Here is a 16,486-nt window from a genome sequence, read left to right as displayed (position 1 = left end):
GGCGAAACGAGTGAATTTCGAGCACCGGCGCGCAGGAAATTGCTCGTTGCAGACCGGCATCACGAAGAAAGCAACTGTAGTGCTAAGTGACCCGAAAGCCACGGCCGCTGTCGCTTTCATGCCTCAATAAAGAAACCCCTCGACTTGCGTCGGGGGGGTTTCTATTTTGCCCACAATTTCACGATCCATTTACCATATCAGGGCCGCTTCCGCACAATGATGAGCAACAGTACACTGAACCGCATTGCTGGCTTTTGTTTCCGCGCCATTTCCAATGCAAAACCGGTTTCCACTGTTGCTGGTGTTACCCTGGCCTTCATGCTCGCGAGCCAGAGCGCCTATGCTGTGACAGTCGTGCCGCCCGGCAACCGCAATGCGGAACAGCCACCTATTCCCGGCGCTTCCGCCAAGCGCACGCGGGAACTGAGCACCACCTATGAGAAGAAGTACCAGAAGATCTATAATCTTCTGAAGAAGGACGCCTCGTTGCGCTCGAAGATCCGTTCGACCGCCGCCGCCTATGGCATTGATCCCATTCATATTGTCGGCGCGATTGTCGGTGAGCATACCTATAATGTCGATGTCTATGACCGGCTCCAGACCTATTATGTGAAAGCCATGTCCTATGTGAATCAGGGCGTGAGCTTCGGTTATAATGGCGAAAGCATCGGGCAGTTCATCAAGCGCCCCGAATTCGCTGACTGCCTGAAATTCAAGGACAGCTATTCGCTGTGGTCATGCCGTGAAACGGTCTGGAACAAGACGTTCCGGGGCAAGTCGGTGGGCGGCAATTCCTATCCGAACAACCGCTTCAGTGCCGTTTTCTTCCAGCCTTTCTATGGTGGGCAGACATTTGGCCTCGGCCAGATCAATCCGCTGACCGCGTTGCAGATGACCGACATGGTGAACCGCGTTTCCGGTCTGCCGAAGCTTGATGCGGAAGACGGCAGCGCCGTCTACAAGACCATCATGGACCCGGATCTGACGCTGCCTTACATCGCAGCGACGCTGAAACAGTCAATCAACTCCTATCGCCAGATTGCCGGTTTCGATATTTCCAAAAATCCGGGCCTGACCGCCACGCTCTATAATACCGGTGGTGCCGATGCCCGCGCCCGCGCACTCGCAAACGAGAATGCAGGGCGTTCCGACCCGCAAATGCCGCAGGAAAATTACTACGGCTGGCTGGTCAACTCCAAGTTGGACGAGTTGAAGGCGCTGTTCTGATCAGGAAAGCATTTCCAGCAAAAGTGCGCAGGCAATGCGCAAGAACCAATTCAGCTTTTCGGAATGATCCCGCGACGGCGCTTGCGCGCCGTCTCAATATCATCGCTGAGGCGCTTGATGGTTTCCTTGTCGATAATGCGGATATTGCGCGCCAGAAGATTGGCAAGCTCCGTCGCCTGCGGCGACAGGCCTGATGTGTCGATTACCACACGCGGATGCGAAACAGCCGCAAGGCTTTGCAGCTCTTCCGCCTCATCCCAGATGATATTGAAATAGGTGATGACGCGCTGAAGCAGATCCCAGGTTGGCTGTCCGCGCCGGCCATGTTCAAGAGCCGACAGATAAGCGGGCGAAACGCGCAGCGCCGCCGCCATATCTTTCTGCGTCACGCCGCGCTCTTCACGCAGTTCCCGCAATCGCTTACCGAACGGGGTCATCGCTGCTGCCTGCCTCCGCCCAAGCCGCCGCCGAGCAAGTTCTGCTGGGTCTGGCGGCGCAGCCGGACATAAAGCGCGCCGTGACCGCCATGATGGCGCGCGGCATCTTCAAAAGCGCTGACCAGAAGCCGGAACAGCGGCGTGGAAAACCAGTGCGGCACCGCCTGGCGCAAGATGCCTTCACTGCCGAAAGAGCGCCCCTTACCGGTGATCACCATCACATGCCGCAAACCGCGTGCATGGGCGCTGACCAGAAAGCTATAGAGTAGGCCATGCGCTTCATTCTGCGTGAGACCGTGAAGATCGATCCGCGCTTCAATATCGACCCTGCCTTTGGCAATCTTGCGATGAGTCGGCTTATCCAGCGACTTGATCTGCATTTCACTGAGCGACGACAGGCCCTTTTTCGGCTTGGCGCTTTCATCACTGGAAGCCTGCGGCACTTTCAGAGCGGGACGCTTTTCTTCTTCCGCCATCAGTGTCTTGAAGTCAGGCAGCTCTTCCGCGACAGGCTTCTGTCGCGTTAAAGGCTTTGCGGTCTTGGCGACCGTTTCCCAGAGAATACGGTCTTCCGGGCGCAGATAATCCTTGCCGGTTTTATCGGTGTCGCGCGCCATGGTCACGCTCCCACCAGATGACGCGGCACAAGCGCGTAGAAATCCGCAGCGCTCTTGATACCACCAGCAATCTCGCCAGCCGCATCGCCGGACCCGGCAAACAGATCGCCGCGTGCCGGTCCGACAATGGCCGTGCCAGTATCCTGTGCGATCATCAGCCGCGCGAAAGGCGCGCCATCGAAAACAGTCACAGTCGGCGCATCGACATGAAATGGTGTGCCGAATGTGTGCAACAGCCGGTCAACGGCCAGCGACCGGCCCGCCGTCAGCGGAACCTTGGCAGCGGCAATCGGGCCCGCATCAACATCATCCACCGGGGCTTCCCGGAAGAAGATATAGGACCGGTTCTGCCAGATCAGCGCATCCGCCTTGGCGGGATGATCCTTCAGCCAGCGGCGGATTGTCTGCATGGAAATATCCGCTGCCGGAATTTCTCCATTGGCGACGAGAATACGTCCAATGCCCGTGAAGGGATGGCCCGCCTTGGCGGCATAGGTAATGCGCATCATGCCGCCATCGGTGAGCTTCAGTCTGGCTGCACCCTGAACATGAGCAAAAAACGCATCCACACGGTCGGCAACGAAGGCAATCTCCAGCCCGCGCCCGGAAAGGCTGCCCCGTTCGATCTGGCGGCGGTCGTCATATTCGACAAGCCCGGCTTCCGTCTGACGGGCAAACGCATAGGATGGATCAAAACCGGCGGGGCGGTTCTCATCCGTCACTTTGACGAGATCGTCCGGCTTTCTGAGAAACGGCACGGTAAATCTGTCATCCGCGATACGGGATGCTTCGATCTCCGGCTCGTAAAAGCCGGTCACAAAGCCCTGTTCCTGTTCCGGAACGATGCGGCACGGAACGAAGTGCTGTTCGAAAAAGGCGCGGGCGGCAATCGTATCGGGATTATCGAGATGCCGTGCCGCGGCAAAGGCCGCTTGCAAAGCCTCGAAGCTGATGCCAAGGCTGCCGCTAAGATAGGTCTGTTGCGCCGCATAATCGGCGGAACGGCGAAAAGCAGCAAATGCGGGAGCCTGATCGTCCCGGTCCCAGCCGGGGCAATCGGAAAAACCCACCGGGCGGAAAATCCTCGCCAAGTCGCTCACAGCCGCATCCGTCTAGAGCATTTCCAGCAAAAGTGTGAAACGGTTTTGCGAAGGAAATGCGGTGAAAACAAATTGATAGAGCAGTTCCGACGTTTCCGCTTTTAAAAAGGAACGGCTCTATCAAGTACAAACAAAAAGGCCGCTGAAATCAGCGGCCCGATTCTTAAGCCTTCTCTTAATCTTCCGCTTCGGTTGCGACAAGCTTCCAATTGGGATCACGCGAGCGCGTATCGCGGGCGAAAGTCCACAAATCCTTGATCTCGACGACGTTTTCGAGGTCGCCATCAATCAGCTTGCCGTCCTTGTCGAGCGTTGCCGAAATCATCTGACTGACGATATTCAGCGTCACATGCGCTTCCGAGCCCTTCATTTCGGCAGCTGCAATCTCCGCCTTCTCGATACCCACGAAGGAAGAGCGCACGCTTTCGCCACGCTGCTCGCGTTCCTCGATGGCCGAAACGAAGCCCTCATAGACTTCCTTGGACAGAAGATTCTTCAAAACTTTGCGATCGCCATCGGCAAAGGACATCACAATCATTTCATAGGCGATCTTCACACCATCGACGAAACGGGCCGGTTCGAAGGTAGGATCAGCGGCATAGATCGCCCGCAGACCGTCATTGATCGGTGTTCCGGTCGCAGCAATCTTGTCGATTGCCGTGAAGTCTTTTTCACCGGCGCGGCGCGGCAGAGCCACGACATTGTCACTATCCGACCCGGCAGGCGCGGCATTGTCGGCGCTTTTGGCCGATGTATAGGGATCGAAGGGCGGCTTTTCATTTCCAGTACGGCGGCCAAGAACACTCCTCAGCTGGAGAAAAATGATCACCGCTGCGATGAAGAAGAAGATCGTGCCGAAGTCGAAAAATTCCATGCCGCCTGCCGTTGATTGAAGGAGAGGGCGTCAAATCCCTTCCAATCGTGAATTTCTGTTTCATACATATAGATCGGCAGGCGCAATCATTCAAATCCCGATCACGCGTACCTATTTGATATTTCATGATAGACAGTTTCAATTTCGTTCCGAACCTGAAAAAGCTACATTTGTCACTATGTTCGGAACATCAACCAAACAACAAAAGGTCCTGACTCACGTGTCGTCTTCTTTCGCCCCTCTCGTCATGCTGGCAATGCCATTCATCGAGATCGCCGGTTTTGTGATCGTCGGCAGCCATATCGGCGTCTTCGCGACACTGGGTCTGGTGATCCTGAGCGCCATGCTGGGCTTTTTCCTGCTGCGCGTGCAGGGCATCGGCCTTCTTCAGCGTATCCGCACGGAAACGGCCGCAGGCCGCGTTCCGGATCGTGAAATGGTGCATGGCGCCATGCTGGTTCTGGCTGCGATCATGCTGATCGTGCCCGGCTTTGTGACCAGCACCGTCGGCATTTTGTTCTTCATCCCGTTCATTCGCGACATTGTCTGGGAAAAATTCGTGCGCGGTCGCATGGTTGTCGCCACATCGGCGCGTTATTCGGAAGGCTATAGCCAGTATCAGCAGTCCAGTCCGAACCGGCGCGAAGATCGTGTCATCGATCTCGATCCGGAAGACTATACGACCAAGCCGAATGACAATTCGCCATGGAAAGGCGAGCGCAAAGACGGCTAACAGCAGCAATAGCTAACGTTGAAAGCCTTTCTTGCCTCATGCTCGCTCGCATGCTAGCCAAGCACACCAGCCTTTTGGGGCAACGAGTTTAATTACCGAAAAGAAGGCATACCGATAATGAGCGATAAGGCTGCGGGCGAAGTAAAGAATGGCAACGGCGCGACCGCCGAGCCGTCCCTCAACATTCTGGCGCAATATGTGAAGGATCTGTCCTTTGAAAGCCCGGGCGCGCCGCTGTCGCTGCGTCCGCGTGAAAAGGCGCCTTCGATCAACATCAATGTGAATGTGAACGCCAATCCGCTTTCCGAAACGGATTTCGACGTTGTGCTGACGCTGGAAGCCAAGGCTGTGGACGGCAAGGACGTTCTGTTCAACACGGAACTGGTCTATGGCGGCGTTTTCCGCATTTCGGGCATTCCGCAGGAGCACATGCTGCCGCTGCTGTTCATCGAATGCCCGCGTCTGCTGTTCCCGTTCGCACGCCAGATCATTGCTGACGCAACGCGCAATGGCGGCTATCCGCCGCTGATGATCGACCCGATCGATTTCGCGCAGATGTTCCAGCAGCGTATGGCTGAAGAACAGGCCAAGGCTGCCGTCAAGAGCTAAGCTTTATTGCTTTCCAATACGAAAAGCCCGGCTGTAAGGCCAGGCTTTTTCATTTCGTACTATCAGGTTCTCAGGCCGAGTATTTTTTCCAGATCGCCTTGTCGCCCATGCCGTCCACGAGCGCCGTGTGGGCTGCACGTTCCGTTTCGCTGATGCGGGCTTTAAGCGGGGCAGGGCGCGCCGCCAGCACAATCGCTGCACCACCGTCCGATGCACCACTGCTGTTCGGGCCGCCATCCATGCTTAAACCAAGCGCCGTCTGCTTGCCGCCGATCAGCTCTATATAGACTTCCGCCAGAATTTCGGAGTCAAGCAATGCGCCATGCAGCGTGCGGTGCGAGTTGTCGATGCCGTAGCGCTTGCACAGCGCATCGAGTGAATTCGGACCCATCGGATGTTTGCGGCGCGCCAGCGCCAGCGTATCCACAATGCGTTCTACAGCGATTTCCGGCTTCCCAAGCCGTTCAAGCTCGGCATTCATGAAGCCAAGGTCGAACATGGCGTTGTGCGCCACCAGTTTGGCGCCGTCGAAAAATTCGAGAAACTCGTCCAGAATTTCCGCAAAAGTCGGCTTGTCCAGCAATTGCTCGTTGCTGATGCCGTGCACCGCCAAGGCCTCGGGATGCACCTGGCGGCCCTGCGGATTGATGAATTTGTGGAACGTGCGGCCTGTGGGAAACTTGTTGATCAGTTCCACGCCGCCAATTTCGATCACGCGATCCTCCAGTCTTTCCAGACCAGTGGTTTCGGTATCGAAAACGATCTCGCGCATTGAAGAACCTCTCAGAAAACTATCTAAAACCATATAGCACGACCAATACGGCTATTCGGTCGCGACAGCTGGCTTTCCACTCAATTTCTGGATAACCGTCGTTATCTGCTGACGCAAATTGTCAAAACTGCCGCTGGTATCGAGCACGAAATCGGCGCGAGCGCGCTTTTCCGCATCCGGTGTCTGCCGGGCGAGAATGGCGTCGAGCTTTTCTGCCGTCATGCCGGGCCGCGCCAGAACGCGCGCGCGCTGAATATCGGCAGGAGCAGACACAACCACAATCCTGTCCACACGCTTTTCACCGCCGGTTTCGAACAGCAGCGGAATATCGACCAAAGCGATGGCCGAGCCTTGCGCTTCCGCCTCGCGCAGAAACGCTTCTTCTTCCTCACGCACAAGCGGATGCACGATGCTCTCAAGCTTCTTCAGGGCATCCGGCTTGCCGATGACCTCAGCCGAGAGCTTTTCACGGTCCACAGTGCCATTTGCCACCGTTCCGGGAAACGCCGCCTCAATCAGCGGCGCGGCGCGGCCTGAATAGAGCCGATGGACGGCATCGTCGGCGCTGTAAACAGGCACACCCGCCTCGGCGAACATATTGGACGCCGTGGTTTTTCCCATGCCGATGGAGCCTGTCAGTCCGAGAATGATCATAGAGCGCCAGCCTTTGCCATATCCGCTAGAATATGCTCGCGAAGCGCCGCCGTCACCTCTGGCTTTTGGCCAAACCAGCGTTCAAAACCCGGAACCGCCTGATGCAGCAACATACCAAGCCCGTCCACGGTCCTGAGACCAGCTTCTTCTGCGCCTTTCAGAAAAGGCGTTTTCAGCGGAACATAGACAATATCTGTCGCGATGGCGCCTTTTGAAGCGACACGCAGATCGAGCGGAAAACCGCCATCGTCGTCATGTCCGCTCATTCCGAGCGACGTGGTGTTGATGATCAACCCGGCATCGGCAACGCGATCCTGCGCGCCGTCCCAGCCAGATGCCGAAACGGCGGCACCGAAATGCGTCGCCAGTTCTTCAGCCCGGCTGGCTGTACGATTGACAACTGTTACCTTCGAAAAGCCGCGCGACAAAAGCGCGTGAATGACGGCTCGGCTCGCGCCGCCTGCACCCAGCACAAGCGCCGTATCCGCATTGTCCCAGCCCGGCGCATAATCATCGAGATTGGCCGCGAAACCATAGGCGTCCGTATTGCCGCCGCGAAGCTTGCCGTCCTCAAACCACAGCGTGTTGACCGCGCCGATGGCCGTTGCAGCCGCATCCAGACTATCGGCTGCCGCGTGGGCAGCTTCCTTATGCGGGATCGTCACATTGCCGCCCGCAAAGCCATTTTCGGCTAAAGATGCGGCGAAAGCGGCAAAATCTTCCGGTTTCACTTCAATCGGCTCGTAAGAGCCGTCAATGCCAAGTGCGTTCAGCCAGAATCCATGGATCAGCGGCGACCGCGAATGTTTGATGGGAAAGCCGGTGACAAAAGCCTTCGGCCCCGTCACGGAAATCGTATCAGCCATCGATGAGTTGTTCCTTGCGCAGTTCGGCAAGCAGCGGCAGTAGCGGCAGGCCGACAATCGTGAAATAATCGCCTTCGATCTTCTCGAAAAGCTGGATGCCCGGACCTTCCACCTGATAAGCGCCGACGCTGGAAAGCGCGCTGTCGCCAACCCGGCCGAGATAGCGCCCGACAAAAGCCGGATCGAGCTTGCGCATAGTCATGCGCGCAACCGAAACATGACGCCACAGGGTCTCGCCGTCTTTTACCAGAACCACCGCGCTGTTGAGCTGGTGCGTCTTGCCTGAAAACTGCAAAAGCTGACGCCCCGCTGCTTCCATATTGGCGGGCTTGTGGAAAATCTCGTCACCAAGCGACAAGGTCTGGTCGCAACCGATCACCATAGCGCCCGGATTTTTTTCGCTCACATCGAGCGCCTTGGCTTCAGCCAGAACCTGCGCCACTTCTTCCGGCGTTGCGCCCGTTTCATAAAGCGGCGCTTCGACGGCGCGCTCATCGATATCGGCGCTTTCACCCGAAAACTCGATCCCGGCATTTTTCAACAGCGCCGAGCGAAAAGGGCTCTTGGAAGCAAGAATGAGCCTGGTCGTCATGATTGAAATCCTTCGTTCTTCCCGGTGCGCAAAAGCGCCAATATGGCGGCAGCCGTTTCCTCGATGGAACGGCGCGACACATCGATGATCGGCCAGCCATGTCTGTTGCAGATGTTGCGCGCAAAGGCCAGTTCTTCGGAAATGGACACCCGGTCTGTGTAAAGACCTGTATCAAGCGACGGCACACTGCCGAGCGGTCTGTTCTGACGGATTTGCGAAATCCGCTCGGCGGTCGCAACCAGCCCGACGATCAGCGGACGCTTGGCCGTGAACAGAACTTCAGGAACGGGAATGCCCAAAACGATTGGAACATTGGTCGCCTTCACGCCGCGATTGGCGAGATATATGCTGGTTGGCGTCTTGGATGTGCGCGAAATGCCGACCAGAATGACGTCTGCCTCCTCGATATCGAGCGGCAACTGTCCGTCATCATGCTCCATCGTGAAATTCAGTGCGTCGATCCGGCGGAAATAATCAGCGTTAAGCACATGCTGCGCGCTGGCGCGGCGATGCGCGGGGGCACCCAGATAAGACTGGAACGTGTTCAGCACCGGTTCCAGCACCGAAACGCTGGGAACGCCCATTTCCGCACAGGCCTCATCGATGATCGCGGCCAGTTTCTGATCGACAATCGTATAGAGAACGATACCCGGTTCGGCATCGATCCCTTCCAGCACCTTGCGCAGCTGCTTTTCAGTGCGGATCAGTGGATAAATATGCTCGATGGCCCGCGCATTGGCATATTGCGCCGCCGCCGCGCGTCCGGCTGCGAGGAGAGTCTCTCCGGTCGCATCAGAAATCAGATGGAGATGAAAGTAGGAAAGCGTTCTGGTCACAGTTTTGTTGCCCTCCTGTTGACGGCTGTGCGTAAGGCCGAGGCTTCGTCCACAAGCCATGGCAGGCCGTGGAAAAATTGGCAAGTCATCCACAGCGGGCGAACATGTGCGAAGCAGCCATCAACATGTGTGGACAAGACTCGCAATTTCGAAAAACCTCGCAATAATTCCCAGCTTTTCCACAAAAGCACATGAACTGCGTCAATTGGTAACCCTTTATATTAAAAGAGGGAATTGAGTTTTTTGCGTTTTCCGTCAGACTGGCGACGAAAAATTGCACAAGGTAAGTTGGCAATTTCGGAACTGTGGGGAAAACCGGGACAGACCTTAATCCCCGATTCCAACAGACTCTAAGAATCAAAAGATTCCTGAATCATCCTTTCTTTATGAGAACCGGACTGGATAACTTCAAACCAAAACCGGATCAGTCAACCAACAGGGCGGATAAAAATCAGATGAAACGCAAAGTCTTGAGAGTGATCGACGGTGAAGCGGTCTTTCCACCTCCCATCTGGATGATGCGTCAGGCCGGTCGCTACCTTCCGGAATATCGCGAGACACGAAAGAAGGCAGGGAGCTTTCTCGATCTGTGTTATTCGCCCGATCTGGCTGTCGAAGTGACGCTTCAGCCAATCCGCCGTTATGGCTTTGATGCAGCCATTCTCTTTTCAGACATTCTGGTCATCCCTCACGCCCTTGGGCGCGACCTTCGCTTTGAAGAGGGCAAGGGACCATTGATGACCCCTATCGACGCTGACGAGATTTTCTGGCTTGAGACGGAAGGTGTCGCCAAACGGCTGGAGCCGGTCTACGAGACGGTTCGGCTGCTGCGCGAGCAGTTGCCCGATGAAACGACGCTGCTCGGCTTCTGTGGCGCTCCCTGGACCGTTGCGACCTATATGATCGCCGGTCATGGCACACCGGATCAAGCCCCCGCCCGTCTTTTCGCCTATCGGTTCCCGGAAGCCTTCGAAAAGCTTTTGAATGATCTGGCTGATGTGTCAGCCGAATATCTTATCGAACAGCTGGACGCAGGCGCAGACGCCGTACAGATTTTCGATTCATGGTCGGGTGTTCTGGACGAAGATTGCTTTGAGCGGTTCTGCATCCAGCCGGTGGCGCGGATTGTTCAGAAAGTTCGCGCCGTCTATCCCGAAGCGCGCATCATCGGTTTCCCGAAAGGGGCAGGGATGCTTTATGCGGGCTACCGCGAAAAGACCGGCGTTGATGTGCTCGGCCTCGACTGGTCGGTTCCGCTCAATTTCGCCGCCGCTTTGCAGGAAGATGGCGCCATTCAGGGCAATCTCGATCCATTACGCGTTGTTGCGGGCGGTTCCGCACTTGATGAAGGCGTGGATGCAATCCTCGAACGTCTGGGGAAAGGCCCGCTGATCTTCAATCTCGGACATGGAATTACACCTCAAGCGCCTGTCGAGAACGTCCAGCGCATGATTGATCGTATTCGTGGAGAAAAATCGTGAGCCAGCCATCGTCGAAGAGCAGCACCAAGGCTGCCTATATCCGCATGATCGCAGCGCTCGTGATTGTAGTGCTTGGCGTCTGGGCATTGTTTCACGTGAATCCAACCGATGCCTATCTGTGGGTGAAAGCGGTTCACGTGATCGCTGTTATCGCCTGGATGGCTGGCATGCTCTATCTGCCACGACTGTTCGTCTATCATTGCGCGACAAAGCCGGGCTCTGAAGCTTCCGAGACTTTCAAGGTGATGGAAAAGCGACTGCTGCATTTCATCATCAACCCGGCCATGGCTGTAACCTGGATTGCCGGTCTGTGGATGGCGTGGGAAATCTTCCGCTTCCAGGGCGGCTGGCTGCACGCCAAGCTGCTGCTGGTTGTGCTGATGTCCGGCATGCATGGCTATCTTTCGAAAGCGACGCGCCTTTTCGCAGAAGACAAAAACACCAAACCGGCAAAGCATTGGCGAATCGTTAACGAAGTGCCAACCATTCTGATGGTCCTGATCGTCATTCTGGTGATCGTAAAACCTTTTTGATTGCATTTTTGAATGAAAAGAAACCCGCTTTGTCGGGTTTCTGCCATTTTCCCGTTGCAGAATTTATCTGCGGTCACTACATGTGACTTGCTCTTCATATCGCAAATCGGTAAGAAGAAAGCCTCTTCCCTTCCTGATCGCAGGCCTTCGATGCCGGTCCAGCCCACCAGCTGACCAACTTTCCGAACAACTGCATTTTCTCCTTATATTTCAAAAGAGTTCCTCATCCATGCAGGAAATGAAACTACAAGAACTAAAAAATAAAACACCGGTCGAGCTGCTTGCTTTCGCCGAAACCCTTGAAGTCGAAAATGCGAGCGCAATGCGCAAGCAGGAACTGATGTTCGCGATTCTCAAGAAGCTGGCTTCGCAGGATGTCGAGATCATCGGTGAAGGCGTTGTCGAAGTGCTGCAGGACGGTTTTGGCTTCCTGCGCTCCGCCGATGCCAATTATCTGCCAGGCCCCGACGATATTTATATTTCTCCTTCGCAGCTGCGCCGCTTCTCGCTGAAGACCGGCGATACGGTTGAAGGCCCGATCCGCGGCCCGAAGGAAGGCGAGCGCTATTTTGCGCTTCTCAAGGTCAATTCGATCAATTTCGAAGACCCGGAAAAGATTCGCCACAAGGTTCACTTCGACAATCTGACGCCGCTCTATCCGAATGAGCGCTTCAAGATGGAACTGGAAGTTCCGACCTCCAAGGATCTGTCGCCGCGCGTCATCGATCTGGTTGCACCGCTCGGCAAGGGCCAGCGCGGTCTGATCGTCGCTCCGCCGCGTACCGGTAAGACTGTTCTGCTGCAGAACATTGCACACTCGATCACCGCCAATCATCCGGAATGCTATCTGATCGTTCTTCTGATCGACGAACGTCCGGAAGAAGTGACCGACATGCAGCGTTCGGTGAAGGGCGAAGTCATTTCGTCAACCTTCGACGAACCGGCAGCGCGTCACGTGCAGGTCGCTGAAATGGTCATCGAAAAGGCCAAGCGTCTAGTTGAACATGGACGCGATGTTGTGATCCTGCTCGACTCGATCACCCGTCTTGGCCGCGCCTACAACACGGTTGTTCCGTCGTCCGGTAAGGTTTTGACCGGTGGTGTGGATGCCAATGCACTCCAGCGTCCGAAGCGTTTCTTCGGTGCTGCGCGTAACATCGAAGAAGGTGGCTCGCTCACCATCATCGCGACCGCGCTGATCGATACCGGCAGCCGTATGGACGAAGTGATCTTTGAAGAATTCAAGGGTACGGGTAACTCGGAAATCGTTCTCGACCGCAAGGTTGCAGACAAGCGCATCTTCCCGGCCATGGACATTCTCAAGTCCGGCACGCGTAAAGAAGATCTGCTCGTTCCGCGCGCCGATCTGCAGAAGATCTTCGTTCTGCGTCGTATCCTCGCGCCGATGGGCACGACCGATGCGATCGAGTTCCTTATCGACAAGCTCAAGCAGACCAAGAGCAATGGTGAGTTCTTCGATTCGATGAACACCTAAGCTTCTTGCGGCTTTTTGTTTTCGCGCATTATCCTACGCATCGAAGCGGGATCAGAAATCAGTCCAGTGGACTGATTTCCCCGCGTAGGCGCTTCGCAGTTTTGCTGGAAATGCCCTAATCAAAAGCCACGCTGGTTTTCCAGCGTGGCTTTTTTTGTCGGTCACGTTCCGCTTGTCAGAAGAATGCGCAATGCATCGCCGCTTTCCACCGGCGGCAGACAGACCTGTCCTTTGCAGAGCCATGCCGATGGATTTTCGGTCCGGGCAGTACCGCCTGTAGGTAGTTCAATCACCGCATCCGGCGTGAAACTGATAATTTTGTCGAGACGACGCGGATCCGGATTTCGATTCGCTATCGAAACAAGCTCATCTTGATGGGACGGCGCGGCAATGACAAGAGATAGCGGTTCGGCAGCCATGCGTGCTGCATTCAATATGCCGATCTGACCATATTGCTGCGCCAATGCACGCCCAAGCGCTTCCTCGATCAACGTCTCATTGCTTCGATAAAGCGTCATGTCACCGGTTGCGAGGAAAAGCCGCGTCAGCGCTTCGATGATCTGGCTGGTTGCGCTGGGGATAGCCTCGTCATAATCGCCATAGGCGTGAAGAATGACATCGTCGGCATCCAGCGCGGATAGACGGTAATTACCGGAAGCATCCCGGTGGTGGTCATCCAACGCCTGTTTGAGCTTCTGAGCGTCATCAATGTAGCTCCGGTCTGAACTTGCTTCATAAAGCGCCAGCGCGGCATTGATCATGCCGGCATAGTCAGTCGACAGGGCAGGGTAGACCAGTCGATCCTCCATACGGCAATGCGCCATTTTCCCAGCCCGGAATGGCATCATGATCGCCTGATAGGCTTCGACCGCCAATGTCACCCATTCCGGTTTGGTGAAGCTTCGTCCGGCTTCTGCAAGCGCACGGATTGCAAGTGCATTCCAGTCTGTCAGCGCCTTATCATCGCGTCCTGGGCGAATGCGTGTTTCACGCTGTGCGAAGAGCTTTGCCTTGGCGCCCCGTATCGACGGCGTTAGCGCTGCATCAGCATCCACGTCATGTAAACGGTTCAGAATAGTATGGCCTTCCCAGTTTCCTCCCGGGGAAACGCCATAGAACGTCTTGAACGCCTGGCTATCCTCTCCCAAAACGCTGTCTATCTCTGTCTCACTCCAGACATAGAATTTCCCTTCTTCGCCTTCGCTATCGGCATCCAGACTGGATGTGAAACTTCCGTCCGGCAGACGCATTTCGCGGACTAACCAATCAATGGTTTCTTCGATTCGTATGCGGAACAAATCATCCTTCGTTACTGCAAAGGCATAATTGGCGTGTCGGATCAGCTGGGCATTGTCATAGAGCATCTTTTCAAAATGCGGCGCGAGCCAGTCGGCGTCCGTGCTGTAGCGGCAAAGACCACCGCCGAGATGATCATAGATGCCGCCTTGCAGCATGGTCTTCAATGAGAGGATAAACTTGTCCCTGTTATCGCTGTCGTGATTATAGAGCCAGGATAACCACAGCGCGTCCATGAATGGAGCATTAGGGAATTTAGGGGCGCCTTCGATACCGCCGCGTACCGGATCAATAAGACCACTGATCCGTTGCGTCACATCATCAAAGCGCGCGATTTCATTCGGAGTGGCGGCATTCTGCGCGGCGAGCCGACCTTCCAGATGATCGAACACAGCCTCTGCATTATGATTAATTTTTTCTTTATCACCTTGCCAGAGATTATTCACGGCCTTCAAGACATCGACAAAACCCGGCATGTTGTGACGTGCGTGGGGCGGAAAATAGGTGCCGCCCCAGAAGGGCTTTCCGTCAGGTCGCAGGAACATGGTCAAGGGCCATCCGCCTTGCTGTCCCATCGCGCCAAGCGCGGCCATATAGATCTGATCGATATCCGGTCGTTCTTCGCGATCGACCTTCACATTCACGAACAGCTCGTTCATCACTGCAGCGACATCAGCATCTTCGAACGATTCATGCGCCATGACATGGCACCAGTGACAGGCGGCATAGCCTATCGAAAGCAGGATAGGGCGGTTTAACTCACGTGCTGCGTCGAGGGCTTCTTTTCCCCAAGGCTGCCAATGAACAGGGTTATCCGAATGTTGGCGCAGATAGGCGCTGGGTTCCGCAGACAGCCTGTTTCTGCTGATATCCGTCATGAGGCTTCCCTTTCAGCGTTTGAATGAATATGCACTGAGCTTAATTTCAATCCTCTTGGCAAGATTGATATAGGTCAGGAAACGCAATGAACGACACCGCTGTGCATCACGATACGATATTTGCCCTGTCCAGCGGGCGGCTTCCGTCTGGTGTTGCTGTCGTGCGCGCATCTGGCCCGAAAGTTCGATTCATCATCGAAACGATTCTAGGCGCCAGCATTGAACCTAGATATGCAGCCTATAAGACATTCCGTTCCCGAAATGGAGACGCGATTGATCGTGGATTAGCACTCTTCTTCCCCGGACCGCATAGTTTTACAGGCGAAGACTGTGTCGAATTTCATCTGCACGGCGGAATAGCCGTCGTTGAAAAACTGCTGCAGGAACTGGGCGAAATAGTGGGCTGCCGTATTGCCGAGGCTGGTGAATTCACCCGACGTGCTTTCACCAATGGTAAGATGGATCTGACAATTGCAGAAGGTTTGGCAGATCTCATCGCGGCTGAGACCGAAGGTCAGCGACGTCTTGCCTTGCAAGTGGCTTCCGGCGCGCAACGTCAACTCTATACGGAATGGCGGCAGAGACTTGTTCGCGCGCGGGCCTTCATTGAAGCTGAACTCGACTTTGCTGATGAGAGTGATGTCCCAGGCTCGGTTTCTGATCAGGTATGGCGATCCCTGAAAGAGCTACAAAAGGAAATTGAGCAGCATATTGCCAGCGGTAAGCGCGCAGCCATGCTTCGAGATGGTTTGCATGTGGTGATTGCCGGTGCACCGAATGCGGGCAAATCCAGTTTGTTGAACTTTCTTGCTGGGCGCGAAGTGGCGATCATATCCGATGAAGCTGGAACGACCCGCGATCTTCTGGAAGTCAAACTCGACCTGAACGGCATCCCGATTTATGTCACTGATACAGCCGGATTGCGTGAGACTGAAAGCGCAGTCGAGAAGATCGGTATTGAAAGAGCCCGCGAAAGGGCATCAGAAGCTGACCTCATTCTTCTATTGGAAGATATGAACGATCCGATTGATGTGGCATTGAACGAAGCTGACGTTGAGATTTGGCGTATTGGCACAAAGGCTGATCTAACGAATAACCAGCAGGCGCCCTGGACTTTCCAAATATCGATCAAGAACGGTTCGGGATTGGAAGAGCTTCTAGCCGCACTCCAGTCTTTCGCGGAAGAACGAATCGGCCAGATCAATGACGCTGTTCCCACAAGACAGCGCCATATCAATTTGCTTCGTTCGACACTTACTGAAATTGAAACTGCCGCAGAGCGAGACGATCTTCCGCTGGAATTACGGGCTGAGAATATGCGCCGAGCCTCACAGTATCTAGGACGTATCACCGGTGACGTGGACGTGGAGGAGATCCTCGACGTAATCTTCTCTCAATTCTGTATCGGCAAATGAGTGATTCACGTGAAACATCTCGCCACCGGGTAGCAAAATCCCGTTTGAATGTTTCACGTGAAACATCTGTG

The 16,486-nt window shown here is 55.2% G+C and carries 17 protein-coding genes; 7 read left to right on the top strand and 10 right to left on the bottom strand.

The features are described 5' to 3' along the window. The first annotated feature begins 219 nt into the window (after nucleotides 1-219). A complete protein-coding gene (locus ACTJKP_RS00755) occupies nucleotides 220-1,227 on the top strand; it encodes a DUF1402 family protein (protein ID WP_151588788.1) in 1,008 nt (335 codons plus the stop codon). 50 nt (nucleotides 1,228-1,277) lie between these two features. Here ACTJKP_RS00755 and ACTJKP_RS00750 read toward each other — a convergent pair whose 3' ends face one another. From ACTJKP_RS00750 to ACTJKP_RS00735, 4 genes are all read right to left on the bottom strand, one after another. After that, nucleotides 1,278-1,664, bottom strand: a complete 387-nt coding sequence (locus ACTJKP_RS00750; RefSeq protein ID WP_078337633.1) for a helix-turn-helix domain-containing protein — start codon at nucleotides 1,662-1,664, stop codon at nucleotides 1,278-1,280. After that, the gene (locus ACTJKP_RS00745) at nucleotides 1,661-2,281 is read right to left on the bottom strand and encodes a Smr/MutS family protein (RefSeq protein WP_440629366.1); all 621 of its coding nucleotides are present in this window, start codon (nucleotides 2,279-2,281) and stop codon (nucleotides 1,661-1,663) included. The genes ACTJKP_RS00750 and ACTJKP_RS00745 overlap by 4 nt, the downstream gene beginning before the upstream one ends. 2 nt (nucleotides 2,282-2,283) lie before the next feature. Then, nucleotides 2,284-3,381 carry a murein transglycosylase A gene (mltA, locus tag ACTJKP_RS00740; protein WP_440629365.1) on the bottom strand — a complete coding sequence of 366 codons (1,098 nt, stop codon included), beginning with the start codon at nucleotides 3,379-3,381 and terminating at the stop codon, nucleotides 2,284-2,286. A gap of 175 nt (nucleotides 3,382-3,556) precedes the next feature. Continuing rightward, nucleotides 3,557-4,255 carry a Tim44/TimA family putative adaptor protein gene (locus ACTJKP_RS00735; RefSeq protein ID WP_440629364.1) on the bottom strand — a complete coding sequence of 233 codons (699 nt, stop codon included), beginning with the start codon at nucleotides 4,253-4,255 and terminating at the stop codon, nucleotides 3,557-3,559. A 220-nt stretch (nucleotides 4,256-4,475) separates the two neighbouring features. Between ACTJKP_RS00735 and ACTJKP_RS00730 the strand changes: the two genes are divergently transcribed. Both ACTJKP_RS00730 and secB read left to right on the top strand, forming a co-directional pair. Then, a complete protein-coding gene (locus tag ACTJKP_RS00730; protein ID WP_440629363.1) occupies nucleotides 4,476-4,988 on the top strand; it encodes an FxsA family protein in 513 nt (170 codons plus the stop codon). A gap of 117 nt (nucleotides 4,989-5,105) precedes the next feature. Beyond that, on the top strand, nucleotides 5,106-5,597 hold the full coding sequence (gene secB / locus ACTJKP_RS00725; protein WP_078337629.1) for a protein-export chaperone SecB: 492 nt from the start codon (nucleotides 5,106-5,108) through the stop codon (nucleotides 5,595-5,597). A 70-nt stretch (nucleotides 5,598-5,667) separates the two neighbouring features. Here the strand turns inward: secB and dnaQ are convergent, their stop codons facing one another. The 5 genes from dnaQ to ACTJKP_RS00700 are packed head-to-tail and all read right to left on the bottom strand — an operon-like array spanning nucleotide 5,668 to nucleotide 9,317. Next, nucleotides 5,668-6,369 carry a DNA polymerase III subunit epsilon gene (dnaQ, locus tag ACTJKP_RS00720; RefSeq protein ID WP_078337628.1) on the bottom strand — a complete coding sequence of 234 codons (702 nt, stop codon included), beginning with the start codon at nucleotides 6,367-6,369 and terminating at the stop codon, nucleotides 5,668-5,670. Nucleotides 6,370-6,420: 51 nt separating this feature from the next. Continuing rightward, nucleotides 6,421-7,023: a dephospho-CoA kinase gene (coaE, locus tag ACTJKP_RS00715; RefSeq protein WP_440629362.1), complete on the bottom strand. Its 603-nt coding sequence runs from the start codon at nucleotides 7,021-7,023 to the stop codon at nucleotides 6,421-6,423. Continuing rightward, the gene (locus ACTJKP_RS00710) at nucleotides 7,020-7,889 is read right to left on the bottom strand and encodes a shikimate dehydrogenase (protein WP_440629361.1); all 870 of its coding nucleotides are present in this window, start codon (nucleotides 7,887-7,889) and stop codon (nucleotides 7,020-7,022) included. The genes coaE and ACTJKP_RS00710 overlap by 4 nt, the downstream gene beginning before the upstream one ends. Next, entirely contained in the window at nucleotides 7,882-8,481 is a 600-nt protein-coding gene (locus ACTJKP_RS00705; RefSeq protein WP_440629360.1) for a Maf-like protein, read from the bottom strand. The genes ACTJKP_RS00710 and ACTJKP_RS00705 overlap by 8 nt, the downstream gene beginning before the upstream one ends. Beyond that, on the bottom strand, nucleotides 8,478-9,317 hold the full coding sequence (locus ACTJKP_RS00700) for a pyruvate, water dikinase regulatory protein (protein WP_138784113.1): 840 nt from the start codon (nucleotides 9,315-9,317) through the stop codon (nucleotides 8,478-8,480). The genes ACTJKP_RS00705 and ACTJKP_RS00700 overlap by 4 nt, the downstream gene beginning before the upstream one ends. A gap of 455 nt (nucleotides 9,318-9,772) precedes the next feature. Here ACTJKP_RS00700 and hemE point away from each other — a divergent pair, with 455 nt between their 5' ends. From hemE to rho, 3 genes are all read left to right on the top strand, one after another. After that, nucleotides 9,773-10,798, top strand: coding sequence for a uroporphyrinogen decarboxylase (gene hemE / locus ACTJKP_RS00695; protein ID WP_078337623.1), 1,026 nt, complete (start codon nucleotides 9,773-9,775; stop codon nucleotides 10,796-10,798). A gap of 44 nt (nucleotides 10,799-10,842) precedes the next feature. Next, complete coding sequence (gene hemJ, locus ACTJKP_RS00690; RefSeq protein WP_440629621.1) at nucleotides 10,843-11,331, top strand: protoporphyrinogen oxidase HemJ; 489 nt, start codon at nucleotides 10,843-10,845, stop codon at nucleotides 11,329-11,331. A 229-nt stretch (nucleotides 11,332-11,560) separates the two neighbouring features. After that, on the top strand, nucleotides 11,561-12,826 hold the full coding sequence (rho, locus tag ACTJKP_RS00685) for a transcription termination factor Rho (protein ID WP_109370019.1): 1,266 nt from the start codon (nucleotides 11,561-11,563) through the stop codon (nucleotides 12,824-12,826). Between the two features lie 161 nt (nucleotides 12,827-12,987). Here the strand turns inward: rho and ACTJKP_RS00680 are convergent, their stop codons facing one another. After that, the gene (locus ACTJKP_RS00680) at nucleotides 12,988-15,000 is read right to left on the bottom strand and encodes a thioredoxin domain-containing protein (RefSeq protein WP_440629359.1); all 2,013 of its coding nucleotides are present in this window, start codon (nucleotides 14,998-15,000) and stop codon (nucleotides 12,988-12,990) included. A gap of 86 nt (nucleotides 15,001-15,086) precedes the next feature. Between ACTJKP_RS00680 and mnmE the strand changes: the two genes are divergently transcribed. Then, the gene (gene mnmE, locus ACTJKP_RS00675; RefSeq protein WP_440629358.1) at nucleotides 15,087-16,415 is read left to right on the top strand and encodes a tRNA uridine-5-carboxymethylaminomethyl(34) synthesis GTPase MnmE; all 1,329 of its coding nucleotides are present in this window, start codon (nucleotides 15,087-15,089) and stop codon (nucleotides 16,413-16,415) included. Nucleotides 16,416-16,486: the final 71 nt, after the last annotated feature.

The sequence above is a fragment of the Brucella sp. 22210 genome (assembly GCF_052045675.1).
GTDB lineage: Bacteria > Pseudomonadota > Alphaproteobacteria > Rhizobiales > Rhizobiaceae > Brucella.
Note: the sequence above shows the minus strand (reverse complement) of the source record. Positions and strands in the feature narration are given on the sequence as shown.

What these genes read in the sequence shown, in the direction of transcription:
- ACTJKP_RS00755 (WP_151588788.1), top strand. Translation starts at nt 220, where the DNA reads ATGAGCAACAGTACACTGAACCGCATTGCTGGCTTTTGTTTCCGCGCC.
- ACTJKP_RS00750 (WP_078337633.1), bottom strand. Translation starts at nt 1,664, where the DNA reads ATGACCCCGTTCGGTAAGCGATTGCGGGAACTGCGTGAAGAGCGCGGC.
- ACTJKP_RS00745 (WP_440629366.1), bottom strand. Translation starts at nt 2,281, where the DNA reads ATGGCGCGCGACACCGATAAAACCGGCAAGGATTATCTGCGCCCGGAA.
- ACTJKP_RS00735 (WP_440629364.1), bottom strand. Translation starts at nt 4,255, where the DNA reads ATGGAATTTTTCGACTTCGGCACGATCTTCTTCTTCATCGCAGCGGTG.
- secB (WP_078337629.1), top strand. Translation starts at nt 5,106, where the DNA reads ATGAGCGATAAGGCTGCGGGCGAAGTAAAGAATGGCAACGGCGCGACC.
- dnaQ (WP_078337628.1), bottom strand. Translation starts at nt 6,369, where the DNA reads ATGCGCGAGATCGTTTTCGATACCGAAACCACTGGTCTGGAAAGACTG.
- coaE (WP_440629362.1), bottom strand. Translation starts at nt 7,023, where the DNA reads ATGATCATTCTCGGACTGACAGGCTCCATCGGCATGGGAAAAACCACG.
- ACTJKP_RS00710 (WP_440629361.1), bottom strand. Translation starts at nt 7,889, where the DNA reads ATGGCTGATACGATTTCCGTGACGGGGCCGAAGGCTTTTGTCACCGGC.
- ACTJKP_RS00705 (WP_440629360.1), bottom strand. Translation starts at nt 8,481, where the DNA reads ATGACGACCAGGCTCATTCTTGCTTCCAAGAGCCCTTTTCGCTCGGCG.
- hemE (WP_078337623.1), top strand. Translation starts at nt 9,773, where the DNA reads ATGAAACGCAAAGTCTTGAGAGTGATCGACGGTGAAGCGGTCTTTCCA.
- hemJ (WP_440629621.1), top strand. Translation starts at nt 10,843, where the DNA reads ATGATCGCAGCGCTCGTGATTGTAGTGCTTGGCGTCTGGGCATTGTTT.
- rho (WP_109370019.1), top strand. Translation starts at nt 11,561, where the DNA reads ATGCAGGAAATGAAACTACAAGAACTAAAAAATAAAACACCGGTCGAG.
- ACTJKP_RS00680 (WP_440629359.1), bottom strand. Translation starts at nt 15,000, where the DNA reads ATGACGGATATCAGCAGAAACAGGCTGTCTGCGGAACCCAGCGCCTAT.
- mnmE (WP_440629358.1), top strand. Translation starts at nt 15,087, where the DNA reads ATGAACGACACCGCTGTGCATCACGATACGATATTTGCCCTGTCCAGC.